General features: G+C 64.7%; 22 protein-coding genes and 1 pseudogene. 8 read left to right on the top strand and 15 right to left on the bottom strand.

All coding sequences use genetic code 11. The features are described 5' to 3' along the window. Window positions 1-20 precede the first annotated feature (20 nt). The 7 genes and pseudogenes from GGD65_RS28200 to ltnD form a co-directional block, all read right to left on the bottom strand. Window positions 21-1,223 carry an efflux RND transporter periplasmic adaptor subunit gene (locus GGD65_RS28200; protein WP_183237312.1) on the bottom strand — a complete coding sequence of 401 codons (1,203 nt, stop codon included), beginning with the start codon at window positions 1,221-1,223 and terminating at the stop codon, window positions 21-23. Continuing rightward, window positions 1,210-4,390 (bottom strand): annotated as a pseudogene (locus GGD65_RS28195) (efflux RND transporter permease subunit). Before GGD65_RS28195 ends, GGD65_RS28200 begins: the two are co-directional and overlap by 14 nt. 168 nt (window positions 4,391-4,558) lie before the next feature. Beyond that, window positions 4,559-6,253, bottom strand: a complete 1,695-nt coding sequence (locus tag GGD65_RS28190; protein WP_183237311.1) for a methyl-accepting chemotaxis protein — start codon at window positions 6,251-6,253, stop codon at window positions 4,559-4,561. A gap of 237 nt (window positions 6,254-6,490) precedes the next feature. Continuing rightward, complete coding sequence (locus GGD65_RS28185; RefSeq protein ID WP_183237310.1) at window positions 6,491-8,182, bottom strand: methyl-accepting chemotaxis protein; 1,692 nt, start codon at window positions 8,180-8,182, stop codon at window positions 6,491-6,493. Window positions 8,183-8,350: 168 nt separating this feature from the next. Continuing rightward, window positions 8,351-9,625: a 3-oxo-tetronate kinase gene (gene otnK / locus GGD65_RS28180; RefSeq protein ID WP_018315626.1), complete on the bottom strand. Its 1,275-nt coding sequence runs from the start codon at window positions 9,623-9,625 to the stop codon at window positions 8,351-8,353. Further along, window positions 9,622-10,404, bottom strand: coding sequence for a 2-oxo-tetronate isomerase (gene otnI / locus GGD65_RS28175; protein ID WP_183237309.1), 783 nt, complete (start codon window positions 10,402-10,404; stop codon window positions 9,622-9,624). The genes otnK and otnI overlap by 4 nt, the downstream gene beginning before the upstream one ends. 14 nt (window positions 10,405-10,418) lie before the next feature. Beyond that, on the bottom strand, window positions 10,419-11,336 hold the full coding sequence (ltnD, locus tag GGD65_RS28170; protein ID WP_183237308.1) for an L-threonate dehydrogenase: 918 nt from the start codon (window positions 11,334-11,336) through the stop codon (window positions 10,419-10,421). 104 nt (window positions 11,337-11,440) lie between these two features. Here ltnD and GGD65_RS28165 point away from each other — a divergent pair, with 104 nt between their 5' ends. Together GGD65_RS28165 and GGD65_RS28160 are read left to right on the top strand one after the other, a co-directional pair. Next, window positions 11,441-12,127 (top strand): aldolase, encoded by a 687-nt coding sequence (locus tag GGD65_RS28165; RefSeq protein ID WP_183237307.1) that lies wholly within the window; start codon window positions 11,441-11,443, stop codon window positions 12,125-12,127. Window positions 12,128-12,510: 383 nt separating this feature from the next. Beyond that, complete coding sequence (locus GGD65_RS28160) at window positions 12,511-12,912, top strand: hypothetical protein (protein ID WP_183237306.1); 402 nt, start codon at window positions 12,511-12,513, stop codon at window positions 12,910-12,912. A gap of 16 nt (window positions 12,913-12,928) precedes the next feature. On the opposite strand, the gene GGD65_RS28155 is transcribed toward GGD65_RS28160, so the two are convergent. From GGD65_RS28155 to GGD65_RS28130, 6 genes are all read right to left on the bottom strand, one after another. Further along, on the bottom strand, window positions 12,929-13,633 hold the full coding sequence (locus tag GGD65_RS28155) for an ABC transporter ATP-binding protein (protein WP_018315621.1): 705 nt from the start codon (window positions 13,631-13,633) through the stop codon (window positions 12,929-12,931). Next, window positions 13,617-14,348 carry an ABC transporter ATP-binding protein gene (locus GGD65_RS28150; protein WP_018315620.1) on the bottom strand — a complete coding sequence of 244 codons (732 nt, stop codon included), beginning with the start codon at window positions 14,346-14,348 and terminating at the stop codon, window positions 13,617-13,619. The genes GGD65_RS28155 and GGD65_RS28150 overlap by 17 nt, the downstream gene beginning before the upstream one ends. Beyond that, window positions 14,345-15,328 (bottom strand): branched-chain amino acid ABC transporter permease, encoded by a 984-nt coding sequence (locus GGD65_RS28145; protein ID WP_018315619.1) that lies wholly within the window; start codon window positions 15,326-15,328, stop codon window positions 14,345-14,347. Before GGD65_RS28145 ends, GGD65_RS28150 begins: the two co-directional genes overlap by 4 nt. Beyond that, window positions 15,328-16,161 carry a branched-chain amino acid ABC transporter permease gene (locus GGD65_RS28140; RefSeq protein WP_244550725.1) on the bottom strand — a complete coding sequence of 278 codons (834 nt, stop codon included), beginning with the start codon at window positions 16,159-16,161 and terminating at the stop codon, window positions 15,328-15,330. Before GGD65_RS28140 ends, GGD65_RS28145 begins: the two co-directional genes overlap by 1 nt. A 195-nt stretch (window positions 16,162-16,356) precedes the next feature. After that, a complete protein-coding gene (locus tag GGD65_RS28135; protein ID WP_026201530.1) occupies window positions 16,357-17,601 on the bottom strand; it encodes an ABC transporter substrate-binding protein in 1,245 nt (414 codons plus the stop codon). Between the two features lie 89 nt (window positions 17,602-17,690). Beyond that, window positions 17,691-18,506 carry a putative hydro-lyase gene (locus GGD65_RS28130; RefSeq protein ID WP_179740045.1) on the bottom strand — a complete coding sequence of 272 codons (816 nt, stop codon included), beginning with the start codon at window positions 18,504-18,506 and terminating at the stop codon, window positions 17,691-17,693. Window positions 18,507-18,625: 119 nt separating this feature from the next. Here GGD65_RS28130 and GGD65_RS28125 point away from each other — a divergent pair, with 119 nt between their 5' ends. The 4 genes from GGD65_RS28125 to GGD65_RS28110 all read left to right on the top strand — a co-directional run bounded on the left by GGD65_RS28125 (window position 18,626) and on the right by GGD65_RS28110 (window position 22,973). Continuing rightward, window positions 18,626-19,543, top strand: coding sequence for a LysR family transcriptional regulator (locus GGD65_RS28125; protein WP_018315615.1), 918 nt, complete (start codon window positions 18,626-18,628; stop codon window positions 19,541-19,543). Window positions 19,544-19,576: 33 nt separating this feature from the next. Continuing rightward, a complete protein-coding gene (locus GGD65_RS28120) occupies window positions 19,577-20,827 on the top strand; it encodes a Zn-dependent hydrolase (RefSeq protein WP_018315614.1) in 1,251 nt (416 codons plus the stop codon). A 12-nt stretch (window positions 20,828-20,839) separates the two neighbouring features. Beyond that, the gene (locus tag GGD65_RS28115; protein ID WP_183237305.1) at window positions 20,840-21,751 is read left to right on the top strand and encodes an NAD(P)-dependent oxidoreductase; all 912 of its coding nucleotides are present in this window, start codon (window positions 20,840-20,842) and stop codon (window positions 21,749-21,751) included. 148 nt (window positions 21,752-21,899) lie between these two features. Then, window positions 21,900-22,973, top strand: coding sequence for a malate/lactate/ureidoglycolate dehydrogenase (locus tag GGD65_RS28110; protein ID WP_183237304.1), 1,074 nt, complete (start codon window positions 21,900-21,902; stop codon window positions 22,971-22,973). Between the two features lie 183 nt (window positions 22,974-23,156). Here GGD65_RS28110 and GGD65_RS28105 read toward each other — a convergent pair whose 3' ends face one another. Next, complete coding sequence (locus tag GGD65_RS28105; RefSeq protein ID WP_183237303.1) at window positions 23,157-24,230, bottom strand: tartrate dehydrogenase; 1,074 nt, start codon at window positions 24,228-24,230, stop codon at window positions 23,157-23,159. Window positions 24,231-24,384: 154 nt separating this feature from the next. Here GGD65_RS28105 and GGD65_RS28100 point away from each other — a divergent pair, with 154 nt between their 5' ends. After that, window positions 24,385-25,161, top strand: coding sequence for an SDR family oxidoreductase (locus GGD65_RS28100; RefSeq protein WP_183237302.1), 777 nt, complete (start codon window positions 24,385-24,387; stop codon window positions 25,159-25,161). 122 nt (window positions 25,162-25,283) lie between these two features. After that, window positions 25,284-26,702, top strand: a complete 1,419-nt coding sequence (locus GGD65_RS28095) for an amidase (protein ID WP_179740264.1) — start codon at window positions 25,284-25,286, stop codon at window positions 26,700-26,702. A gap of 53 nt (window positions 26,703-26,755) precedes the next feature. On the opposite strand, the gene GGD65_RS28090 is transcribed toward GGD65_RS28095, so the two are convergent. Beyond that, window positions 26,756-26,965 (bottom strand): transposase (locus GGD65_RS28090; protein WP_183236947.1); only part of this gene is annotated, 210 nt, incomplete at its 5' end.

The raw sequence follows: 26,965 nt of genomic DNA, 5'->3' as shown, positions 1-26,965 counted from the left end.
GTCCGGGGCACGAGACCGCCCTACCCCTTCGGCGCCTGCTTCTCCGACGCGGTCGTCGGCTTGCCCTTCGCACCCGCACCGACGACACGCACTGCATCGCCGTCCGACAACCCGTCCGGCGGTGCCGTGATGACGCGGTCGTCCGCGGTGATCCCCGAGGCCAGCTCGATCTCGCGGCCGAGATCGCGGGCGATGGTCACGGGTTTGAACAGAACCTTGTCGTCCGCACCGACGGTGGCAACGCGCAGGCCGCTGCTGTTGAAGATCAGCGCGCTGGCGGGGATGCTGAGCGGCGCGGTATCGCGCTGGAGGTTGAGCTTGACGCTGGCATAGCCGCCGGGCATCAGCTCGCCTGAGGAATTGTCGAGCCCGAGCTGCATGCGCGTGGTGCCGGAGGCGACGTCGACGGCCTGCGAGGACGCCTCCACCGTCGCCTGGAAAGTCCGGTTCGGATACTCGGGCAGCGTGATCGTCGCCTTGGCGCCGATCTTGATCGCCGGCACGTAATTCTGGGGCACGTTGACGTAGACGCGCAGCTTGGTGATGTCGGAGATCACGAACATCGCCGGGCCCGAGCCGCCGCCGGCATTGATCAACGCGCCGACATCGGTGTCGCGCGCGGTGACGACGCCGTCGAACGGCGCGGTGATCTTCTTGTAGCCGGCCAGCGCTTCCAGCCGCTCGACATTGGCCTTGCCCGAATTGACGGCGGCATTCTTGTTGGAGAGATCGGCGGTGCGCTCGTCGATCTCCTGCGCGGAGACGAAGTTGGAGGCGACCAGCGTCTTGCGCCGGTTCAGCGTTGCTTCCGACAGCCTGGCGCTGGCCTGCTGGCTGGCGAGGTCGGCTCTAGCCTGAAGCAGTTGCTGATCGAGGTCCGGCGCCTCGATCTCGGCGATCACCTGCCCGGCCTTGACGCGGGCGCCGATGTCAGCGCTCCAGCTCTTCAGATAGCCCGACACGCGCGCGAAGATCGGCGCGCGATAATAGGCTTCCAGCCGGCCGGGCAGATCGATGGTGGCGTTGAGCGCCTTGGCGCTGGGCTGCGCCACCGCGACGCTGGGAACGGCCTGATCGTCGGTCCATTCCTTTAGCCTGGAGCCCTGCTCCTCGCGCGCGCGGATGCCGGTGCCGACGACGAGGCCGGCCGCGATCAGCGCCACCACGCCGAAGATGCCCAGTTTCCGGTGCGAAACCGGGGAGCGGGGTTCAGTGGGCGACATGCGGGGTCTCCAATGGGGCGGCGGCTTTGGCGCCTTGCTTTTTGTGGACCATACTGAACACCACGGGAACAAACATCAGCGTGGCGAAGGTTGCAAAGATCAGGCCGCCGATCACGGCGCGGCCGAGCGGCGCATTCTGCTCGCCGCCCTCGCCCAGACCCAGCGCCATCGGCGCCATGCCGATGATCATGGCAAGCGCGGTCATCAGCACGGGGCGGAACCGGACGAAGCCGGCTTCGAGCGCCGCGGCGACGGGATCGCCAAGCTCCTCGTAGCGCTCGCGTGCGAAGGAGATCACCAGCACGCTGTTGGCGGTCGCTACGCCCATGCACATGATGGCGCCGGTGAGCGCGGGGACCGACAGCGTGGTCCCGGTCGCGAACAGCATCCAGACGATGCCGGCGAGCGCGGCCGGCAGCGCCGTGATGATCACGAACGGATCGGACCAGGACTGGAAGTTCACCACGATCAGGAAATAGATCAGCACGACGGCGCCTAGCAGGCCGAACAACAAGCCGGTGAAGGCGCTGTTCATGGTCTGCACCTGTCCGAGCAGCACCACGGAGGAACCCTTCGGCACCTCCTTGGCGGTCTCGGCAATCACCTTGCGGATATCGGCGGAGACCGCGCCGAGATCGCGGCCCGAGGTCGTCGCAAAGATCTGCACCATCGACTGGATGTCGTATTGCGAGACAACCGCGCTCGAGCTCGAACGCTTGATGTCGGCGATGCCGCCGAGGATTGGTGACTGCGCATTGCCGGCCGCGGTGATCGGCAGCGTCTGCAGCGCGCTCAGCGAATCGATCTGGTACTGCGGCGTCTGCATCACGATCGAGTAGGACACGCCGTTCTCGGGGTTGAGATAGTAGGTCGGCGCCACCTGCGAGGAGCCCGCGAGATTGACCACGAGGCTGTTGGTGACGTCGCGCTCGGTCAGGCCGACATATTGCGCGCGGGTGCGGTCGACATCGATGTTGAAGGTCGGAGCGTTCGGCGATTGCTGGATGCGCGCATCTGCAACGCCGGGGATCCTGCGGACTTTTGCCAGCAGATTGTTGGCGTAAGCGAAATTGGCACTGAGATTGGCGCCGCGGATCTGCAGGTCGATCGGCGCCGGCGCGCCGAAGTTCAGGATCTGGCTGACGATGTCTGCGGGGAGGAACGCGAAGCTGACGCCGGGGAATAGCCGCGGCAATTGCTCACGCAGCACGCGTACGTGTTCTTCGGTCGGCTTGTGGCCCTCCTTTAGCTTGATCTGGATGTCGCCGTCCTGCGGGCCGATCACGCCGGTGTTGTTGTAGGTCATGTTGATTCCGGAGATCGGCATGCCGATGTTGTCGGTCATGGTCTCGATCTCGCCGGGGATCAGCTTGCGGACCGCCTTCTGCACGTCGGCGAGCTGGTTGGCGGTCTCCTCGACGCGGGTGCCGACCTGGGTGCGGACATGCATCAGGATGTTGCCGGCGTCGACCGCGGGAAAGAAATTGCGGCCGAGGAACGGCACCAGCGCGAAGGAGGCGCCGACCACACAGAGGAAGCCGATCACGAACACCGCGCGGTGCGCCAACGCGAGCCCGAGGAAGCCATGGTAACCGCCGCGGATGCGCTCGAACCGTGCCTCGAAGCCACGCTGGAACCAGACGAGCGGATTGCGCGATTTCGGCGGCCCGCCTTCATGATGGACATGCGCCTGCAACAAATAGTTCGCCATGGTCGGCACCAGCGTGCGCGACAGGATGAACGACCAGATCATCGCGAACATCACGGCTTCCGCCATCGGCACGAACAGGAAGCGCGCGACGCCCGAGAGGAAGAACATCGGCACGAACACGATGCAGATGCAGAGCAGCGACACGAAGGGCCGGCGTCACGATCTGGTTGGCGCCGTCGAGGATCGACTGCTCGACCGGCTTGCCCTGCTCCAGATGGTAATTGATGTTCTCGATCGTGACGGTGGCGTCGTCGACGAGGATGCCGACGGCGAGCGCGAGCCCGCCGAGCGTCATGATATTGAGCGTCTCGCCGATCGCCGACAGCATGATGATGGCGCCCAGCACCGACAGCGGGATTGAGACCGCGATAATGATGGTCGAGCGCCAGCTGCCGAGGAACAACAGGATCATGACGCTGGTGAGCAGCGCCGCGATCACGCCCTCGACCGCGACGCCCTGAATCGCGCCGCGCACGAACACCGACTGGTCGCCGATGAAGCCGATCTTGAGCGCGTCGGGGAGCTGGTCCTTGACCTCGATCACCTTCTGCTTGATGCCGGCGATGATATCGAGCGTCGAGGTCGCGCCCGCCTTCAGCACCATCATCAGCACCGAGCGGTTGCCGTCGACGTGGACGATGTTGGTCTGCGGCGGATTGCCGTCGCGCACGGTCGCGACGTCGCGCACATAGACCATGGCGCCGTTGACCGTCTTGATCGGGAGGTTGCCGAGCTCGTCGATCCTGAGCGGCGAGTTGTTGAGCTGGATGTTGTACTCGAACTGGCCGATCTTCTGGGTGCCGACCGGCGTGATCAGGTTTTGCGCGGCGAGCGCATTGGCGACGTCCTGGCCGGACAGGCCGCGGGCCTGCAGCGCGGTGGGATCGAGGTCGATCTGGACCTGGCGCTGCTTGCCGCCGAACGGGTACGGGATCGCCGCGCCGGGCACGGTGACCAGCGGCGTGCGGAGCTGATTGATGCCGATGTCGGCGAGGTTCTGCTCGGTCAGGCCGTCGCCCGACAGCGCCACCTGGATGATCGGGACGGTGGAGGCCGAGTAGTTCAGGATCAAGGGCGGCGTCGCGCCCGGCGGCATCTGCTTGATCAGCGTCTGCGAGATCGCGGTGACCTGCGCGTTGGCGGTGCGGATGTCGACGTTCGGCTGGAAGAAGATCTTGATGATACCAAAGCCGTTATAGGAATTGGCGGTGATGTGCTCGATGTCGTTGACCGTGGTCGTCAGCGCACGCTGGAACGGCGTCGTGATGCGGCCGGACATCTGGTCGGGCGGCAGGCCGGTGTACTGCCAGACCACGCCGATCACGGGAATGCGGATGTCCGGAAAGATGTCGGTCGGGGTCCGCAGCGCCGCGAGCGGTCCGATGATCAGCAGCAGGAGTGCCAGCACGACGAACGTATAGGGCCGGCTCAGGGCAATACGGACCAGAGCAATCATGCGCCAGGCAAATCCGGGTCAAGCGAGGATACGGAATCTGCCCCCACGGCGATCCCCATTCCCCTTTACCCGAGCACCGCCGGAAACGCTAATAACCAGAACTATCCTGCATTCACTTCCCTGCTACCGCACTGCGAAATCGACATCGCAGCTATGCGGCGGCCTGTCTCAGGCGGCGCGGACGGAGTTCAGGAACTTGCCGACCTCAAGCTTGAGACGGTTGGAATCGCGGGACAGCATCTGCGCCGCCGACAGCACTTGCGAGGATGCCGAGCCGGTTTCGGAGGCGTCGCGCTGGACGTCGCCGACATTGGACGAGACCTGCTGGGTGCCCTGGGCGGCCTGCTGAACGTTGCGGGCAATCTCCTGTGTGGCCGCGCCCTGTTGCTCCACGGCCGCGGCGATCGCTGCAGCAATCTCCGACAGGCGCGCGATGGTGCCGCTGATCTCGCCGATGGCACTAACCGAATCCTGCGTCGCCGCCTGAATGCCGCCGACCTGCTGGCCGATCTCGCCGGTGGCCTTGGCCGTCTGCTCGGCGAGCGCCTTGACCTCGGAGGCCACAACGGCGAAGCCGCGACCCGCCTCGCCGGCCCGCGCCGCCTCGATCGTGGCGTTGAGCGCCAGCAGATTGGTCTGGCCGGCGATCGCATTGATGAGCTCGACGACGTCGCCGATCCGCGATGCGGCCCGCGACAATTCGCTGACACGTTCGGTGGTGGCATGCGCCTGGCTGACCGCCTCGCTCGCGATCCGGGAGGAGTCCTGCACCTGGCGGCCGATCTCGCGCACCGAGGACGACATCTCCTCGGCCGCCGAGGCGACCGAATGAACGTTGCTGGAGGCGGCTTCCGAGCCGGATGCGACCACTGTCGCCAACTCCTGCGCGCGGCCCGCGGTCGAGGACAGCGTCGAGGCGGACGCCTGGAGCTCGGTTGCGGCCGACGACACGGTCTCGACGATCTCGCCGATCGCGGCCTCGAAGCCGTCGGCGAGCTTGGTCATGTCGGCCTTGCGCTGGGTCTCGGCACGGCGCTGCACCGCCTGCACCTCGTCGCGGCTGAAGCTGATGATGGTCTGCACGGTCTGGAGGTTGCGCAGCGCCTCGCCGATCTCGTCGTCGCGCTCGATCACGATGCGGTTGTCGAGCTTGTCCTGCACGAGGTTGACCAGAGTGCCGTTGAGCTGCTGCATCGGCCCCTGGATCGCGCGCATGGTTGCAAGTCCCGCGAAACCGACGACGAGGGCGCCAACGACGGCCAGCGCGGACAGCATCAGGCTGGCCGAACCGCCGGAGGCGAGCGCGCCGCCGATGCCGAGCGCGAGCATGAACAACGTCTGGAGCGCCATCGTCGTGACGAGGCGCGCCCTCAGCGTGCCGGTGAAGACGCTGAAGCGGTCGAGCCACGAGCGGCGACGGATGATGCCGGCGTCGACGCGATAACCGTGCGGCTTCTTCTCGCGGATCGCGCCGTAGACCTCCTCGGCGAGCTTGCGCTGATCGGCCGGCAGTTTTGTGCGGATCGAGGTGTAACCCTTGACCTGGCCATTCTCCCGGATCGGCGAGGCAGTCGCCAGCACCCAATAGAAGTCGCCGTTCTTGCGGCGGTTCTTCACCGCGCCGAGCCACGGCTTGCCGGCCTTCAGCGTGTCCCAGAGATTGTCGAACGCCTCCGGCGGCATGTCGGGGTGGCGAACGATATTGTGCGGCTGGCCCATTAGCTCGGCCGATGTGAAGCCGGCGGCCGCGATGAAGTCCTCGTTGAAGTAGCTGAGCTTGCCTTTGAGATCGGTGCGCGAAACGATCAGCGTCTCGTCGCTGACCGGATATTCGACATCGGTGACGGGAAAATTCTTGCGCATCGGAGCCCCAAATGAATTGATTATTTGTTCATTCCAATTCGGACGGCCGCTGTTCGAGTCGTCTTTGCGTTATTCTCATAAAGCGAATTTAACCAACCATGAAAGGGGAACCCCGTGCGCCTACGGGTGCTTCCCCATGATGCTACCTCTAGGCGAGATCATGCTACCGGCAGAAAAAGAAAACGAGCGGCGCTTTTGGCGCCGCTCGTTCCTGGAGGGATAGCTGTGTGCGAGAACTTACGCCGCGCGGACGTTGGTCAGGAACTTGCTGACCTCATTCTTCAGCCGCCCCGAATCGTTCGACAGCATTTGCGCCGCCGACAGCACCTGCGAGGAGGCCGTGCCGGTCTCGGTCGCGCCGCGCTGCACGTCGGTGATGTTGGAGGAGACCTGCTGGGTGCCCTGCGCGGCCTGCTGCACATTGCGGGCGATCTCCTGCGTCGCTGCGCCCTGCTCTTCCACCGCCGCTGCAATCGCCGACGAGATCTCCGAGAGGCGCTCGATGGTCGAGGAGATTTCCTTGATGGCGCCGACGGAGTCGTTGGTCGCCGCCTGGATGCCGGAGATCTGCTGACCGATCTCGCCGGTCGCCTTGGCGGTCTGCTCGGCGAGCGCCTTCACCTCGGAGGCCACCACGGCGAAGCCGCGGCCAGCCTCACCGGCACGTGCGGCTTCGATGGTGGCGTTCAGCGCCAGCAGGTTGGTCTGGCCGGCGATGGTGTTGATCAGCTCGACCACATCGCCGATGCGGGACGCCGCCTTGGACAACTCGCTGACGCGCTCGGTGGTGGCGCGCGCCTGACCGACGGCGTCGCCCGCCATCCGCGCCGATTCCTGCACCTGACGGCTGATCTCGCCGACCGACGAAGCCATCTCCTCGGTCGCCGAGGCCACCGACTGCACGTTGGTCGAGGCTTCCTCCGAAGCGCCGGCGACGGTGGTCGCCAGCCGCTGCGAACGGTCGGCGGTCGAAGTCAGCGTCGAGGCGGAGGCCTCTAACTGGGTCGAGGCCGACGACACGGTCTGGACGATCTCGCCGATCATGGTTTCGAATTCGCGGGTGATGTTGTCGACGCGGCGGCCGCGCTCGATCTTGGCTTCGGCATCCGCGGCCGCAGCCTCGTCGGCGGCCTTCTTGGCGATCAGCGCCTCCTTGAAGATCTGAAGCACGTCGGCCATGGCGCCGATCTCGGTCTTATCGCCCCGGTGCGGGACCTCGGCGGACAGGTCGCCCCTGCCCAGCGCCTGCATCGGCTCGATGATCGAGTTGATGCCCTTCGAGACGTCCTGGACGAGATAGAAGCCGACGCCGATGCCGATGATGATTGCGGCGCCGAGAATGATCGAGACCAGCATGAAAGCATAAGAATAACTGTCCGCAGCATCCTGTGCCGCCTGATCGCCGCCCTTGGTGTTGAGGTCGATGTCCTTCATCAGGACCTCATCCGACGCAAGACCGATCTTGTTGACGGTCTTGGTATTCAGCTCCTGCGCTTCGTGCGGGACCTTGCCGGCCTCCTTGCGCGAGAGCGCCATCACCTCCTCGGTGCCCTTCTTGTAGTCGTCCCAGAGTTTTGACCACTGGTTGTAGAGCGCCCGCTCCTCCGGCGAGGTGATCATTGCCTCGTACCGGCTGCGGATCTTGGCCAGCGCCTCGATCACTGTCACAGCCGTCTTTTCGTTAGCGAGCTTCTCGTCCAGGGTTTCGGACAGCATGTGCTGGCGGACCACGTTGCGATAGGTGATGACGCTCGCCCGAAGCTCGCCAAGCACCCGCACACTGGGCATCCAGTTCGTGGTGATGTCGATGGTGTTGGCGTTCATCGACCGCATTTTCATGACGGCCAGGAGACCCATGCCGGCCATTGCGACAAGCAGGAACGCCACGACACTGATGATCTTGGCGCGGATGGAAATGGTGGCGAGCATAATCGGGTCTCTTTGTGCTGGCGCGGTGCGCGTCCGGAAGTTTTACGAATCAACCAAAGGGAGCAGCACCAACATCCAACACCAGAGCACCTGCGCAGATGTTAACTACGACTCCGTACGAGTACGGAGCCTCAAAGAGATGAACACGTCGCTAAAAATGCTCTGCGCTCAGCGCATGAGCCTAAGCGCGTCGGAGAAAAATTCAGCGCCGCCGAAGTTTCCGGACTTCAGAGCGAGCAGCATGTCAGCTTGCGCGCCCACCGCATGCAGCACCGGGACACCTGCCGCGATTTCCACTCCCACGAGAAATCCGGGGATCTTCAACCGATCGACCACCGCACCGGAAGTCTCGCCGCCGGCAACGATCAGTCGCCGCACCCCTGATTTCACGAGGCTTTCCGCGATGTCGGCCATGGTCTGCTCGATCGCATGGCCGGCTGCGTCGCGACCGTGACGCGCCTGCAATGCGGCGACCTGATCGGGCGTCGCGCTCGAGGCGATCAGCACCGGGCCCTCCGCCAGCCGCGGCCTCGCCCAGTCCAACGCGCGCTGCGCTTCGCCGGCCCCCGTAATGATACGGTCAGGATCGAGATGAAGCACCGGCATGACGCGCTCGGCGTTGGCGATCTGCTGAAGCGTCGCCTGAGAGCAGCTCCCGGCGAGGCAGGCCGCCGGTCCACCGACGGCAGCGCCGGTCTCGCCGTTCGCCCTGGCCGATTTGACTTTACCCGTCGACACCAGCGCACGCGCGAGCCCGAGGCCGATGCCGGAGGCGCCGACCGACAGCCGATGTTCGGCGGCGACGAGGCCGATGGTTTCGAGGTCGCGATCGAAGACCGCGTCGATGATGGCCGCGCCGATGCCCTTGCCCGCCAGCTCGGCCAGCCGTGCCCGCACGGCATCTGCGCCGCGCGTGACGTTGGCGAGGTCGACGAGACCGATCTGCGTCCTACTCTGGCGCGCCAGCACGCGCACCAGGTTGGAATCGTGCATCGGGTTGAGCGGATGGTCCTTCAGCGGGCTCTCGTTGAGCGGCACGGCGCCGACGAAAAGGTTGCCCTGGTAGACGGTGCGGCCGGTCTCCGGGAAGGCTGGCGTCACCAGCACGGCACCTTCGCCGCTATCGGCACGCAGCGCGTCCATCACCGGACCGATATTGCCGGCGTCGGTGGAATCGAAGGTCGAGCAGATCTTGAACAGCACGTGGCCGGCGCCGCGGCCGCGCAGCCACTGATCCGCCGCACGCGAACGCGACACGGCAAGGCCGGCCTCGATCGAGCGGCTCTTCAGCGACACCACGACGGCATCGACCTCGGGCAGTGCGAGATCGTCCGCGGGCACGCCGATGGTCTGCACGGTGCGCAGGCCCGCGCGTGTCAGCGTGTTGGCGAGATCGGAAGCGCCGGTGTAGTCGTCGGCGATGCAGCCCAACGCAAGTGTCACGGCTTCACTCCTGCATAGGGCTTGAACCAGGCAAGGCCATCGGTGGTCTTGCCGCGCGGATTGTACTCGCAGCCGACGAAGCCGGCATAGCCGAGCCGGTCGAGCTCTTCGAACAGGAACGGATAGTTCAGCTCCTCCCCGTCAGGCTCGTTACGCGAGGGGATGCTGGCGATCTGGATATGGCCGATGATCGGCATCATCTCGCGCAGCCGCATCGTGACGTCGCCATGGATGATCTGGCAGTGATAGATGTCGAACTGGAGCTTGAGGTTCGGAAGCCTCAGCTCCTGGATCAGATCGCGCGCGAAGCCGAAATCGTTGAGGAAGTAGCCGGGCACGTTGCGCGCATTGATCGGCTCGAGCACGATGTCGATGCCGTGCGGGGCGAAGAACTCCGCAGCCCATGCCACCGATTTGTAGAACGCCTCGATCGCGACGCGCTCGCCGCGGTTGGCGATGCCGGCCATCAGGTGCAGGCGCTTGACGCCGGTCGCCTTGGCGTAAGGCAGCGCCGTCTCCAGGCCCGTCTTGAGATCGGAGAAGCGCGAGGGGAGCGCCGCAAAACCCTTCTCGCCGGCGTTCCAGTCGCCCGGCGGCAGATTGAACAGCGCCTGGGTCAGGCCGTTGCGCTTGAGGCGCTCGCCGACCGCCTCGGCGGGATGCTCATAGGGAAAGAGAAACTCGACCGCGGTGAAGCCGGCCTGGGCGGCGGCATCGAAGCGATCGAGGAACGGCACCTCGGTGAACATCATCGAGAGATTGGCGGCGAAACGGGGCATTGGAGTCCTCTTCGTTACTTGTCGCCGGGCAGCTTGACGCCTGTGACCTGCGCATACATCCGCGCCACCGAGGCGTCGTCGTCCCGGCCCATGCCGGCGGCTGATGTCATCAGAAACATCTGGAGTGCGGCAGCGGAGACCGGCACCGGGAACCTGGCACTGCGCGCCATGTCCTGGATGATGCCGAGATCCTTGACGAAAATCTCGACCGCGCTGCGCGGTGTGTAGTCGCCGTCCAGCACGTGCGGCATGCGGTTCTCGAACATCCAGGAATTGCCGGCGGAGGCCGTGATCACCTCATAGACCTTGCGGATGTCGAGACCCTGCTTGGCGGCGAATGCCATCGCCTCCGAGGCGGCGGCGATGTGCACGCCGGCGAGCAGCTGGTTAATCATCTTGAAGGCGGCACCTTGGCCTGCGGCATCGCCGAGCTCGTAGAGCTTCGCGGCCATGGCATCGAGCGCGGGCCGTGCCTTCGCGAACGCTGTGGGACTGCCGGAGGCGAGGATCGTCAGCTCGCCTTGCGCGGCGCGCTGCGCTCCGCCGGAAATCGGAGCATCCAGATAATGCCGGCCGGTTGCCTCCAGCTGCTTGGCAAGACGTCGCGCCACGTCCGGGTCCATCGTGGCGGAGGATACGAAGACGCTGCCTTCGGGCGTGGTCTCGGCGGCCCCATCCTTGCCGAACAGGACGGCTTCGGTCTGCGCGGCATTGACGACGACGCTGACGACGATGTCCGCGCCCTTGGCCGCCTCGGCCGGCGTTTTGGCACCCGCACCGCCATCCTTCACGAAACGCGCCACCGCCTCGGCCGAAACGTCGCAGCCGGTGACGGCGTGACCGGCGCGCTTCAGCGAGGTCGCCATGCCAAAACCCATCGAGCCGAGCCCGATGACCGCGATGCGCTGATTTTGTGACGTGGAGGCGGACATGCAACTAACCCTTGCGAACGTTTCCCGGACGGCCGGCTTTTGCGGCGGCTCGGCGAACCGATATCACGGCTTGGCCGCGCTGCCAAAGCGTGAGACAAGCGGGCATGACGGCCATGAGAACCGAAACCAGCAACGAGACAAGGCTGCGCGAGGATATCTGCCGCTTCGGACGGTCCCTGTTCGAGCGCGGGCTGACGCCCGGCTCCTCCGGCAATATCAGCGTCCGGCTGGACGGCGGCGGCTGGCTGGTGACGCCGACCAATGCCTCGCTCGGCTTCCTCGATCCTGCGAAGCTGTCGCGGCTCGACGAGAAGGGCCAGCTGGTGTCGGGCGATGCCCCGACCAAGGAAGTTCCACTGCACACCGCGCTCTATGACACGCGCGGCAGTGCACGCGCGATCGTTCATCTGCATTCGACACACTCGGTCGCGCTCTCGATGCTGCCCGAGATCGACCCGCGCGCCGCGCTGCCGCCGATGACGGCCTATTATCTGATGAAATGCGGCGCCACCGCACTCGTGCCGTACTACCGCCCCGGCGATCCCGCGGTCGCCGATGCGATCAAGGGGCTGGCGGGGAAATATTCATCGGTGCTGCTCGCCAATCACGGCCCGGTGGTTGCCGGCGACACGCTGGAGGCCGCGGTGTTCGCGACGGAGGAGCTGGAGGAGACGGCGAAGCTGTACCTGCTGCTGCGCGGGATGAACCCGCGCTATCTGTCGCCGGAGCAGGTGGCCGATCTGGTGAAGGTGTTCGGGGTGACGCTGCCGGAGCATGGGCACGGGCATTAGCCCGGCTCTCACCTCGTCATTGCGGAGAATATGGCGACGGCCGCCCGCCACACCCACCGACGTCATCCTGAGGTGCGAGCCTTGCGATGCATTCGCATCGCAAGGTGAAGCCTCGAAGGATGGGCTACAGGCGCTCGCGGCCCATCCTTCGAGGCGCGCAAGAGCGCGCACCTCAGGATGACGGCAGAGATCGTGGAACGAGACGATCGTAGCCCGCATGAGCAAAGCGATATGCGGGACCAGGGCCTTGGATATCGCTTTGCTCATCCGGGCTACGACACCGTCTGACACTGCCGGAATTGATTTGCATCACCGCGATCGCGAGCACATGATCCCCCTGTAATTGACTGAAGGAGTTGTTTCATCGATCCAGGAGAACTGTCATGGATTTCAAAGTATCCTGCGCCCTCCTCGCTGTGGCCTGCTTTATTGTCTTGTCACTTTCCGCAAACGCCCAGACGTCCGGGCGCGGCGGCGTCCCCGATCTCAAGGTCGAGGCCAACTGCAAGGCAACTCAGGAGATCGACAAGTCGCTGACCGAGCCGCAGTCCTACGAGGCCTGCATGAGCGACGAGCAGACCGCACAGCAACAGCTCGGGTCCATCTGGACGACAACGCCGGAGACAATTCGCATCCAATGCTACACCGAGGCCTCCGCCGGTGGTATCGAAAGCTATGTCGACCTGCTCTCTTGCATTCAGATGAATGGCTTCGGGCAACCCTCGGCACCAGCGCCGACGCTGCGTGGCGCAAGCAAGAACCGGAACAAGAAACAATCAGGATAGGGATCGTAGCGAGCGGCTACAATCCGAGATACGCCTTCCTCACGTCGGGATTGCCCCTGATCTCAGCCGCGGGGCCCTGCATCAGCACGCGGCCGGTTTGCAGGATGTAGGCGCGGTCGGCGATCTCCAGACACTCGGCCATGCGCTGCTCGACGATCAGAACGGTCATGCCCGCATCGCGGATGCGCTTTACGGCCTGAAAAATCTCGTCGACCAGTTTCGGCATGATGCCCTGCGAGGGCTCGTCCAGCATCAACAGGCGCGGGCGCGTCATCAGCGCGCGGCCGATCGCCAGCATCTGCTGCTCGCCGCCGCTGAGCGTTTCGGCGCGCTGCTCCAGGCGTTCAGCCAGGCGTGGAAACAGCTGGAAGACGAGATCGAGCGGTCCTTCGCGGTTCGCCTCGCCACGGTAGAGATAGCTGCCGAGACGCAGATTGTCGCGCACCGACAGGCGCGGGAACAGGCGGCGATTCTCCGGCACATAGGCAATGCCGGTCGCGGTGATGTGGTGCTGCGCCATGCCGTCGAGGCGCTTGCCGTCGAACGTCACGGTGCCCGAACGCGGACGCTCGGCACCGGCGATGGATTTGAGCAGCGTCGACTTGCCCGCGCCATTGGCGCCGGCGACGCAGACGATCTCGCCCTTCTGAACCTCGATCGAGATCGAGGAGATCGCGACCAGGCCCTGATAGGCGGTCGTGACTTCACGCACCGACAGCATGACGATCTCCCAGATATGCGCTGATCACCTTGGGATCGCGAACGACATCGGCGGGCTTGCCCTCGACCAGCACCTTGCCGAGATCGAGCACGATGGCGCGGTCGACCAGCGGCATCACGATTTCCATGACATGCTCGACCATCAACACGGTGATGCCGGCATCGCGCACCTTGCGCACCAGCGCGACACCGGTCTGCGCCTCGGTCGGCGTCAGGCCGGTGAGGACTTCGTCGAGCAGCAGCAGTTTCGGCTCGGTCGCGAGCGCACGGGCGACTTCGAGCCGGCGTTTCTCGGCCGGCACGAGGTCGCTCGCGAGCACGTCGGCACGCGCGGCAAGGCCGGTGAATTCCAACACCTCATGCGCCTTGCGACGGGCCTCGCGCATTACCGTGTTGCGCACGAGCGCACCGACGATGACGTTGTCGATGACGGTCATGGTCTCGAAGCTCTTGACCACCTGGAAGGTGCGGCCGACACCGCGCTGGCAGCGCTCGGCCGCCGGCATGTGGGTGACGTCCTCGCCGTCGAATAGAATCGAGCCTTGCGTCGGCGGCAGAACGCCGGCGATGAGATTGAACAGCGTCGACTTGCCGGCGCCGTTCGGGCCGATCAGGCCGACGATCTCACCGCGGCCGACCGAGATCGAGACGTCGCTGTTGGCGACGAGGCCGCCGAACCGCTGCCAGACGCCGCGGGTTTCAAGAAGCGCGGTCATCGTGCGGCCCCCGTCTTCTTCGGGCGTGAGAACAGGCTGAGCAGTCCCCGCGGCAAGGCCAGCGAGATGAGGACGATCAGCGTGCCATAGACGATGAGGTCGACACCGCGCCCGGAGCCGCCGAACTTGAAGCGGGTCAGCTCCGTCAGCGGGATCAGAATGGCGGCGCCGAGCACCGGGCCCCACAGGGTGCCGATGCCGCCGAGCACGGCGGGCAGCGCCATCAAGAGCGAAAACTGGAAGCCCATGACGCTTTCAGGATCGATGTAGGAGACGAACTGGGCATAGAAGCTGCCACCCACCGCGACCAGGAAGGCGGAGACGGCGGCCGCGCCCATCTTGGAATTGAAGACGTCGACACCGAGGCTTTCGGCCGCCTCCGGATTGTCCTTCACCGCACGCCACCAGAATCCCCATTTGGAGTTCTCCAGCCACCAGGTGACGAACCAGGCGAGGCAGCACAGCGCCAGCGCGAAATAGAAGTACGGCAGCTTGGTGCGCAGGAACTGGAATTTCAGCCAGCTGTCGCCGCGGATCGGGATGGTGATGCCCATCGCGGCGCCGGCCCATTCCCAGTTGTGGAACAGAAGCAAGCCGATCTCGGCGATGACGATGGTGGCGATCACGAAGTAATGGCCGCGCAGGCGGAAGAAGGGATAACCGAGCCCCATCGCGATCAGCGCCGACACCACGCCGCCCGCCAGCATGCCGAACCAAGGCAGCACGCCGAACTTCGTGAACAGCAGCTCGGTGGTGTAGGCACCCAGGCCGAAATACAGCGCGTGCCCGAGCGAGATCTGCCCGCAATAGCCGGACAGGATGTTCCAGCTCTGCGACAGTCCCGCATACATCAGGGTCAGGATCAGGATGTTCTGGACGACGACGTCCTTCACGAACAATGGCGTCAGCGCGGCAATCACGGCGAGCACCGCGGCGATGATGAGGTCGCGGCGGCGCCGCGCTGCAAAATCCTTGTCCATCAGATCGATCCGAACAGGCCGCGCGGCCGGATGAAGACGACCAGCAGGTAAACCGCGTAGATGCCGACCGATTTCAGCGACGGCGGCAGCACCAGCGCGGTGACCGCCTCGACGAGGCCGACGATGATGCCGCCGGCAAAGGCGCCGAACACGCTGCCGAAGCCGCCGAGCGCCACCGTGACATAGGCGATCAGCGCAAAGGACGCGCCGACATCGGGATAGATATAGAAGAAGCTTGCCATGATCGCTCCGGCGAGACCGACCAGCGCGGCACCAAGGCCCCAGCCGAACGCGAACACGCGGTTCTTGTCGATGCCGACCAGCGCGACCGCACCGGGATCTTCACGGGTGGCTTCCAGCGCGCGGCCGAAATCGGTGCGGTGGATGAAGAAGTAGAGGCCGGCAAAAGCGAGGATCGAGACCAGCGCGCCGACCAGCTGCGGCTCCGGCAGGAAGATGCCGGCGACCGAGATGGTTTTGCCGCCGAGCCAGGATTGCGGAATGCTGCGATAATCCGGCGTGAAGAAGAACTGCGCCAGGCCCCGCATCACGATGGCAAGGCCGAAGGTGGTGAAGATCTGCACCATGCCGGCGTTGGCCTTGGCCCGCATGGCAAAGCGAACAATGAGCAGGTAGATCACCGCTCCGAAGATAAAGAGCGCCGCGGCGACCAACGGCGCCGACAGCAAGGGGTCGATCGCGAAGAACGCGAACAGGAAGAAGGACAGATACATCGCGATCATCAGGAACTCGCCATGGGCGAAGTTCGTGACGTCCATCAGGCCGAAGATCAGCGCGAGGCCGACCGCGATCAGTCCGTACAGCAGGCCCATCAGGAGGCCGCTGGCAAGACTCTGGATAATGGCTTGGGCTGTCAAAAGTCTGTCCCCCGAAATAGATCCTCATCCCGAGGAGCGCGCACAAGCGCGCGTCTCGAAGGATGGCCCAGCCCTCGTCCTTCGAGACGCGGGCTACGCCCGCTTCTCAGGATGAGGGCGGGAGCTGCATCTGAGCTCCCGCGTCCAGTCTTACTTCATCGGCCAGACCGCTTCCGCGATCGCGGCCTGCGGCGGGAAGATGGTGACGAACTTGCCGCCGATATACTGCAGCAGAACCGGGTCGGCGTCGTTGTTCTGGCCCATCTCGTCGAACTTGACGCGCTTCCAGGGCATGATGGTCTGCTCGCCCGGGATGTCGGTCGCGGCCAGCGCATCACGGATCTTCTCGCCGTCGGTCGACTTGGCGCGGCTGATGGCGTCGGCAAGGATGATCAGGCCCATGAACTGGCGCGAGGTGAGGTCGTTGAAGTCCTTGCCCGACCGCGTCTTGAACATCTCGTTGATCTTGCCGACCATCGGGCGCTTCTGCGCGAGGTCGAGCGAGAAGGTGCCGCGCGAAATCACGCCTTCGAGCTTGTCGCCGACGGCATCGTACAGCGCCTTCTCGGAGAAGCCGGCGTCCTGCGCCACGATCGCGTTCGGCTTGTAGCCGAGCTCGGCCATGGTCTTGACCAGGAGGATGCCGTCGGTGGTGTAGCTCGAGGGCATCAGCACGTCGGCATTCGCAGACTTGAGCTGCTGCACTTCGGCCGAGAGCGAGGGCGAGTTGGCGCGATACTTGATGTCGGTGACGATCTTGTAGGCGCGCTCGCCGGCGATCTTGGCCTGGGCGTTGCCGGAATCGGTGCCGAAGATGGTGTCCTCGTGGAACAGCGACAGCGTCTCGATCTTGGTGCCCTTCTTCTTCATGGCATCGAAGAAGTCGAACATCGCGGCCGAATACATCTCATCATGCGGCGCGGCGCGGAAATAATACTTCAGGCCGCGGCGATGCAGGCTCGGCGAGGAGTTGTCGGCGGACACGAAGGGGACCTGGTAGCGCTCGCAGATCTGGCTGACGGTGACGGCGACGGCGCTCTGATAGGTGCCGATGATGGCGGAGACCTTCTCCTGCGTGATCAGGCGCTCGGCTTCGGCGCGGCCCTTCTGCGGATCGGCCTGGTGATCGGCGAACACGAGGCGGACTTTGGCGCCGCCGAGGCCCGGCAGGCCCTCGCCCTTCGCCAGCGGCAGGTCGAAATCGGTGTCCTTATTGATGACCTCGAGCGCGGTCTCATAGGCCTTCTGCGCGTCGACGCCCTGCTGCGCGCTACCGCCGGAGAACGGATAGATGACGCCGATCACGACTTCCGAAGTCTGTGCGCGCGCCGCCAGCGGCACAAGTGCAGCGGTCGCGGTGGCTCCCAACAACACGTCGCGGCGAGTGATCGTCATGGCAAAGTCCCCTGTTACTGTATTTCGTCTGATCGGATGAAGCGATTGATGGATGCGGTAAAGCCCGAAGAAGCAGCAAACGCTGCCCACTAAATCACGGCCATGGTCCTGTTCTTGAGATCCGTCACCAGCATCAGGCCGGGCGAATGCGTGATCGCGAACGGAAGCTTGGCGGCGTTGATCACCGATTGCGGCGTCACGCCGCAGGCCCAGAACACCGGAATCTCGTCGTCGGCGACCGGCACCGGATCGCCGTAGTCCGGCTTGGCGATGTCCTTGATGCCGATCAGATGCGGATGGCCGAGATGGACGGGCGCGCCGTGCACGGCGGGATAGCGCGAGGTGATCTGCACCGCGCGGATCGCATCCGCCGGCTTGAACGGACGCATCGAGACCACCATGGGACCGGCGAACGGACCGGCCTCGCCGCAGGCGATGTTGGTACGATACATCGGCACGCGCACATTGCGCTCGATGTGCCGGATCGGCATGCCCTCGTCGAGCAAGGCTTCCTCGAACGAGAAGGAGCAGCCGAGCACGAAGGTCACGAGATCATCGCGCCAATGCTTCGTCACATCGGTCGGCTCGTCGACGACCTCGCCGTCGCGCCAGACCCGGTAGCGCGGCACGTCGGTACGGATGTCCAGATCGACGCCGAGCGAAGGGACGAAAGGACTGCCGACATCGGACATGCCGATGATCGGGCACGGCTTCGGATTGAGCTGGCAAAAGCGATGAAAGGCGCTGGCATATTCCGCCGGCAGGATCGCCAGATTGCCCTGGACGAAGCCGGGGGCGACGCCGGCGGTGGAGGCGACCAGCCCTTGCCGATAGGCAAGCCGCGCCTTGCGGCTCGGAAGGGCGTCGGGCGTTTCAGTTTGCTGCACTGCCACCAAAACAGTCATGTAATCGACCTGCCTATAAACTCGACAAAGACAGCCAACACCAAGCGTGCTATAAAGTCTAATCGTCCTTTCTAATCGATATCGATAAATTCATTTTATCGACGAGGAAAATCCTTCCAATGCTGGACTTCAGGTCGATCGAGACTTTTCTCTGGGTCGTAAAGCTCGGCAGCTTCCGCGGCGCCGCAGCACGGCTCAACACGACTCAGCCGGCGATCTCCCAGCGCATTGCCCAGCTCGAGCGCGAGATGGGCGTGAAGCTCCTCAACCGCGACCACCGCGTCGCCTCGCCGACACCGAGCGGCCGGCAGATGATGGTCTATGCCGAGAAGCTGATCGGCCTGCGCGCCCAGATGATGGCGGAGATCGGCGATCGTTCGGCGATGCGGGGCGTGATGCGGCTCGGCGTCGCCGAGACCATCGTGCACACCTGGCTGCCGCGCCTCGTGAAGAGCGTGAACCAGGTCTATCCGAACCTGTCGCTGGAGATCGAGGTCGACATCACGCCCAACCTCACCGCGCGCCTGCTCGCGCAGGAGATCGAGCTTGCCTTCGTGGTCGGACCGCTGTCGGCGTCCGGCGTGCATAATCGCGTGCTCGCCGATTACCCGATCGGCTTCCTCGCAAGCCCTTCGCTCGGCCTCGGCAAAGGCCGGGTGACACCAGCGGAGCTTGCGCGGTTTCCGATCATCACCTTCCCGCGCAAGACCAAGCCTTACGAGGTCGTGCGCGAGGTGTTCGACCGGCCGGAGCTGCCGCCGATCCGGCTGCACGCGTCCGCATCGCTCGCGACCGTCATCCACATGGCGGTCGAAGGCCTCGGCGTCGCCGTGATCCCCGACGCGATCGTCGAGAACGAGCTCGCCGACGGGCGGCTGCAGCTGCTCGACACCGATCTTGCGATCGCACCGCTGACGTTCACCGCGAGCTGGCTCGCCTCGCCCGACGTCGTCGCCGTGGAGCGCGTCGCCGAGCTTGCACGGCAGATTGCGCAGAGCAGCCTCGCAGTTGACGCGCCCGCGCTGGCGCGTCATTGAAAAAGGCGCCGGACAATCGAGAGACCCCACCGCATGAGCCGAGCCGCCACCAATCTGCAAATCGATTCCGCCCGCCTCTGGGGCTCCATCCACGAGACCGCGCAATTCGGCGCGACGGCCAAAGGCGGCGTGCGGCGGCTGACACTGAGCAGCGAAGACAAGCTGGTGCGCGACTGGTTCCGCAAGGCATGCGAGGACGCCGGGCTCGAAGTGCACACCGACGCGCTCGGCTCACAGTTCGGCCTGCGCAAGGGCCGCGACATGTCGAAGCCGCCCGTCGGCATCGGCTCGCATCTCGACACCCAGCCGACCGGCGGCAAGTATGACGGCATTCTGGGCACGCTCGGCGCACTTGAAGTGATCCGCACGCTGAACGATGCCGGCATCGAGACCGAAGCGCCGATCTGCGTCGTCAACTGGACCAACGAGGAAGGCTCGCGCTTCGCACCCGCGATGATGGCCTCCGCCGCCTATGTCGGCGACTTCACCACCGACGACATTTTGTCGCGCAAGGACGCCGAGGGCACGACCGTCGGCCAGGCGCTGGACAGCATCGGCTATCGCGGCGACAAGCCGGTCGGCTTCCAGAAGCTCGGCTGTTTCGTCGAGCTGCATATCGAGCAGGGCCCGATTTTGGAGGCCGAAGGCAAGACCATCGGCGTGGTCGATTCCGGCCAGGGCGTGCTGTGGTACGACGGCAAGATCTCCGGTTTCGAGAGCCATGCCGGATCGACGCCGATGCCGCTGCGGCGCGACGCGCTGGCGACGTTGTCGGAGATCGTGCTGGCGATGGAATCCATCGCGAAGAAGCACGGCCCGAACGCGGTCGGCACCATCGGCGAAGCCGTGATCGCAAATCCCTCGCGCAACGTCATTCCCGGCGAGATCGCCTTCACCATGGATTGCCGCAGCGCGGACGGCGCCATCATGGACGCGCTCGATCGCGATCTGCGCGCCGCGATTGCCGAAATCGCCGCGCGCCGCAAGGTCGAGGTCAAGATCGACCTGGTCTGGCGCAAGCCGCCGACGCATTTCGATCCCAAGCTGATCTCGGCAGTCGAGAACGCGGCAAAGACGCTCGGTTATTCCTCGCGCCGCATCACCTCCGGCGCCGGCCACGACGCCTGCAACCTCAACACGATCATGCCGGCGGCGATGGTGTTCGTGCCCTGCAAGGACGGCATCAGCCACAACGAGCTGGAGGATGCCACGCAGGGCGACTGCACTGCCGGCACCAACGTTCTCATGCATACCGTGCTGGCGATCGCCGGCGTCGCGTCCTGACCGGAGAGAGCCATGCGCGGAGTTTTCGTCGACGCCAATGAAGCGCTTGCCGTGATCATGGAACGGCTGGAGAAGCCCGGGGATCCCAAGGTACGGATCCACAGGGATCCCGATATCAAGCCCGAGCAATACCCTGAAATCCTCGACGGCGCCGAGATCGCCATCGTCGATCACACCGCGCTGCCGACCGAGGTGGCGAAGAAATGTGCGGGGCTGAAGCACGTCGTGTTCCTCGGCACCGGCGCGCGCAGCTACATGAACCCGGAGGAGCTGTCAGAACTCGGCATCTCCGTGCACCTGATCAAGGGCTATGGCGACACCGCGGTCGCTGAATCCGCAATCGCGCTGATGTGGGCCTCGGCCCGCGTCATCGCGATGATGGATCGCGAGATGCGCGGCGGCAACTGGCTGCGCGAAGACGGTATGCAGCTCACCGGCAAGACGCTCGGCCTGATCGGCTTCGGCGGCATCGCCGCCGAGGTCGCGCGCATTGCGTCCGGCAGCGGCATGAAGGTGATCGCCTGGAATCGCTCGCCGAAGAGCCATCCGGGCGTGGAATTCACCGATCTCGAGAGCCTGCTGGCAAGGAGCGACGTCGTGTCGCTGCACCTGCTGCTCAACGACGAGACGCGCGGCATGATCACGCGCGACAAGATCGCAAAGATGAAGCCGGGCGTCATCTTCGTCAACACCGCCCGCGCCGCGATCGTCGACGAGCAGGCGATGATCGACGCGCTGAAATCCGGCCACATCCGCCATGCCGGCCTCGACGTCTTCAACACCGAGCCTCTGCCCGGCGATCATCCGCTGACAAAACTGCCGAACGTGACGCTGTCGGCGCATTCCGCCTTCCGCACGCCGGAGGCGAGCGAGAACCTGATTGAAGCCGCATTGGTTCATTGCCGCCGCATCGTGAATTCGTAGGGTGGGTTAGCCTTGCAGGTGCGCAAAGCGCATCTGCGAGGCGTAACCCACCTCTTTAGTTTCCGCGGAGACAGAAGTGGTGGGTTACGCCTTCGGCTAACCCACCCTACGCTCCCCGCCAAATTGTGAAAGGATAAGAGCAATAACAATGGCCGACTATCGCACCATCAAGGCAGAGCCGCTCACCAACGCCATCCGCGCCATCGTCAAGGCGGGCGGGTCTTCGGACCGCGAAGCCGAGCTCGTGGCCACCAATCTGGTCGAGGCCAACCTCAAGGGCCATGACTCCCACGGCGTCGGCATGATCCCGCGCTATGTCCAGAGCGTCACCAATGGTGGCCTCGCCGTGAACGCGCACGTCAAGATCGTGCTCGACACGGGGCCGCTCCTCACCCTCGACGGCCTCACCGGCTACGGCCAGGTGATCGGTCATGAAGCCATGGAGCTGGCAGCCGAACGCGCTAAGCGAAACGGCGTGTGCCTCGTCGGCCTCTCCAATTCGCATCACATCGGTCGCATCGGCCACTGGGCTGAGCAGTGCATCGACCACGGATTGGTCTCGATCCACTTCGTCAACGTCATTTCCCGCCCGATCGTGGCGCCCTGGGGCGGCAGCGATGCGCGCCACGGCACCAACCCGTTCTGCGTCGGCATCCCGCGCGCCGGCAAGGACCCGATCGTGCTCGACTTCGCCACCAGCCGGATCGCGCAGGGCAAAACCCGCGTCGCCCACAACAAGGGCGTCGCGCTGGAGCCAGGCACCATCATCGACAATGAAGGCAAGCCCACCACCAACCCGCGCTACACCGTGATCCCGCCGCATGGCGCGATCCTGCCGTTCGGCGAGCACAAGGGCTCGGGGCTCGCGCTCGTGTGCGAAATCCTCGGCGGCGCGCTCTCCGGCGGGCAGGTGGTCAAGGGCCCCTCCGACGGCAAGTACAACGTCCTCAACGGCATGCTCTCGATCGTCATCGATCCCGGCAAGCTCGGCACCGGCGAAAACCTCTCGCGCGAAGTCGAGAGTTTTGTTGCCTGGCAAACCGGCTCGCCGCCTGCCCCCGGCGTCGACAAGGTCAGAATCGCCGGCGAGCCCGAGCGCGAGACCAAGGAGAAGCGCCTTGCCGAAGGCATTCCGGTCGATCCGACCACCTGGCAGGAGATCATCGAGGCCGGGAAGAAGTTCGGGCTGGATCAGGCCGCGATCGAGAACATCGCTGGCTGAAAGGCGCGGGGCACGCCTCTCTTCCCTTCTCCCCTTGTGGGAGAAGGTGGCGCGAAGCGCCGGATGAGGGGTTCGTGCCGCGAAAAATTTTTGAGAGGTTTAACTCCGCGGAGAGATACCCCTCACCCGTCTCGCCGCTACGCGGCGAGCCACCCTCTCCCACAAGGGAGAGGGTAAAGAGCCTCAATCCACCATATCCGCGACAGCCTTGCCGCAGGCCGTGGTGTCGGCGTTGCCGCCGAGGTCCTTGGTGCGGAGCGTCCGTTCGGCCAGCGTGCGCTCGATCGCCTCGACGATCGATTGGCCGGCTTCCTTCTCGCCGAGATGCTCGAGCATCATGGCGCCCGACCAGATCGCGCCGATCGGGTTGGCGATGCCTTGGCCGGCGATATCAGGCGCCGAGCCGTGCACCGGCTCGAACACCGAGGGGAAATCGCCCTCGGGGTTGATATTGCCTGACGGCGCGATGCCGATCGTCCCGGTGCAGGCCGGGCCGAGGTCGGAGAGGATGTCGCCGAACAAATTGGAGCCGACCACGACGTCGAACCAATCCGGATGCAGCACGAAATTCGCGGTGAGAATGTCGATGTGGTACTTGTCCCACTTCACGCCCGGAAACTTCTTCGCCATCGCTTCAACGCGCTCGTCCCAATAGGGCATGGTGATGGAGATGCCGTTGGACTTGGTCGCCGAGGTCAAATGCTTCTTCGGCCGCGACTGCGCGAGCTCGAAGGCGAACTTCAGGATGCGGTCGACGCCGGTGCGGGTCATCACCGTCTGCTGGGTGACGAACTCGCGGTCGGTGTCGGGGAACATGCGGCCGCCGACGGAGGAATATTCACCTTCGGTGTTCTCGCGCACCACCCAGAAATCGATATCGCCGGGCTTGCGGCCCGCCAGCGGCGACGGCACGCCAGGCATCAGCCGCACCGGGCGCAAATTCACGTACTGGTCGAACTCCCTGCGGAACTTGATCAGCGAGCCCCATAGCGAGACGTGGTCCGGGATCTTGGCCGGCCAGCCGACCGCGCCGAAATAGATCGCATCGTGCTTGCCGATCTTCTCCTTCCAGTCGTCAGGCATCATCTGGCCGTGCTTCTCGTAATAGTCCCAGGACGAGAAGTCGAAATGGTCGAATTGCAGGGAGATCCCATGCTTCTTCGCCGCGGCCTCCAGGACGCGCAGGCCCTCGGGCATCACTTCCTTGCCGATGCCGTCGCCGGGAATGACCGCGATCCGGTATTGTTTCTTGCTCATCGAGAACGTCCTTGGTTGGTCCGGCAGTCGCCGCCTTTTGACCGCATTGCAATGGACCAAACGCAGCGGCAGTGCAACGCTGCACTGCAATGTTGACCATGGCGCGGCCAAGCGCCTACTGATTTCATCCTGTTCCTATCCTGCGAGTACCCTCATGGATCTGCATCTGCGCGGCAAGCGCGTCCTGATCACCGGCGCGTCCAAGGGCATTGGCGCCGCCGCCGCCGAAGCGTTTGCCGAGGAAGGCGCGCACCTCCTGCTCGCCGCCCGCAACGGCGACCAGCTCAAGACGCTGGCCGAGCGCCTGCGTTCCGCCCACCAGATCGATGCCGCAACGAGCATCGTCGATCTTCGCAAGGCCGAGGATCTGGCGCGGCTTGCGAAGAAAGCCGCCGACATCGACGTGCTCGTCAACAATGCGGGCGACATCCCCGGCGGCTCGATCGACAAGATCGACGAGGCGACCTGGCGTCACGCCTGGGAATTGAAGGTGTTCGGCTATATCAACCTGACGCGGCAGATCTACGCGCAGATGAAGGCGAAGGGCGGCGGCGTGATCGTCAACGATATCGGCGCAGCCGGCGAAAAGTTTGACGCCAATTACATCTGCGGCAGCGCCGGCAATGCCGCGTTGATGGCCTTCACCCGCGCGCTCGGCGGAAAAAGTCTCGCCGACAACATCCGCGTGGTCGGCATCAATCCCGGCCCCGTCGGCACCGATCGCCACGTCACCCTGCTCAAGACGCGGGCCAAGCACCAGTTCGGCGACGAGAGCCGCTACAAGGAATTCCAGAAGAGCCTGCCGCTCGGCCGTCCCGCGCATGCGCGCGAGATCGGCGATCTCATGGCGTTCCTGGCATCGGACCGCGCCGGCTATACGTCGGGCGTGATCTACACGGTGGACGGCGGCATCAGCGCTGGCTGGGGCTAACTCTATCCGCATCATTGCGAGCGAAGCGAAGCAATCCAGATTGTTGCCGCGGAGGGACTCTGGACTGCTTCGTCGCTTCGCTCCTCGCAATGACGAACACAATAAGCACAGGAGTAAAGTAATTGTCTCAAGACCTGATCCGTGAAACCGCCTGCGCCGTCGTCGACAAGCTGCGGTCCGGCGATGTATCGCCGCTCGAGCTGCTGGATGTTGCGGAGAAGCGCATCAGTGAGGTCGACGGCAAGGTCAATGCACTGCCGACCCTGTGTTTCGATCGGGCGCGGGACAACGCCAAGGCCTTGATGCGGAAACCCGCCGGCGCGCGGGGGCTGCTCGCGGGCCTGCCGGTGCCGATCAAGGATCTGACCGACGTTGCGGGCGTGTTGAACACGCAGGGCTCGCCGATCTTCAAGGACAATATCCCCGCCAAGTCCGACCTCATGGTCGAGAATCTCGAGGCCAACGGCGCGGTGGTCTACGCCAAATCCAACACGCCGGAATTCGGCGCTGGCGCCAACACCTTCAACGAGGTGTTCGGCGCGACCCTCAACCCCTGGGATACTTCAAAATCCGCGGCGGGCTCTTCCGGCGGCGCGGCCGTGGCGCTCGCCACCGGCATGGCCTGGCTGGCGCAGGGCTCCGACATGGGCGGCAGCTTGCGCAGCCCCGCGGCTTTCTGCGGCGTCGTCGGCATGCGCCCGAGCATCGGCCGCGTCGCACATACCCCCAAATCCGGCATCGATCGCAATCTCGGCGTGGTCGGCCCGATGGCGCGCAGCGTCGAGGACCTCGCGCTGCTTCTGGATGCGATGAGCGGCGATTATGCGGACGATCCGCTGTCGCTGCCGGCGCCCACGACCTCGTTCCTGTCGGCGGCTCAGTCCGGCAAGAAGCCGAAGCGCATCGCCTATTCGCCCGATCTCGGCATCACGCCTGTCGATCCCGAGGTGAAGGCGATCACGCGCAAGGCGGCGGAACGCTTTGCCGAGGCTGGCGCCATCGTCGAGGAGGCGCATCCGGACTGGCGCGAGGCGCATGAATGCTTCCACGTTCTGCGCGCCTTCGATTTCGCGATCACCAAGGCCAATCTGCTGCGCACCAAGCGCGACCTGCTCAAGCCCGAGGTGATCTGGAACATCGAGGAAGGCCTCAAGCTGACGGTCGAGCAGCTCGAACGCGCCGAGGCCCAGCGCGTCGGCATGACGGCGCGCGCGGTCGAGTTCTTCAAGACCTACGATTTGCTGCTGACGCCGACCACGATCGTGCCGCCCTTCCCGATCGAACACCGCTATGTCGCCGAATGCGCCGGCAAAAGGTTCGACAATTACGTCGAGTGGCTCGGCATCGTCTACGCCATCACGCTCGCCTGCTGCCCCTCGCTGTCGCTGCCATGCGGCTTCACGGCGTCGGGCCTGCCGGTCGGGGTGCAGGTGGTCGGTGCACCAAGGGGCGATGCGCAGGTGCTCGCGGGCGCGAAGGTGCTGGAGGATATTCTGGGTCTGCGCGGCACCACGCCAATCGATCCGAAGGTGAGGAAGTAATTCCACTCTACACCGCGCGCTCCGTAGCACTCCTCTCCCCTTGTTGTGCAGGACTATCGCATATGGCTGAGGGTGGCCAAGAGGAATGCGTTGTCCCAGCCAGCGCGCTTGATTTTACGCCGTAGGGAAGCGCGATCCGGGTGGGTTCGCAGAACATTGAGGGCGAGTCTGCGCAGAATGGCGAGATTCTCGGGGGCGTGGTCACAGCGCGAGCGGTTGCCATCCTCAGCGAAATGGACGTCGAGAACCCAATGGAGCTGATT

The organism is Bradyrhizobium sp. CIR18 (genome assembly GCF_014198295.1).
GTDB lineage: Bacteria > Pseudomonadota > Alphaproteobacteria > Rhizobiales > Xanthobacteraceae > Bradyrhizobium.
This window is presented reverse-complemented; position numbering and strand designations above follow the sequence as displayed.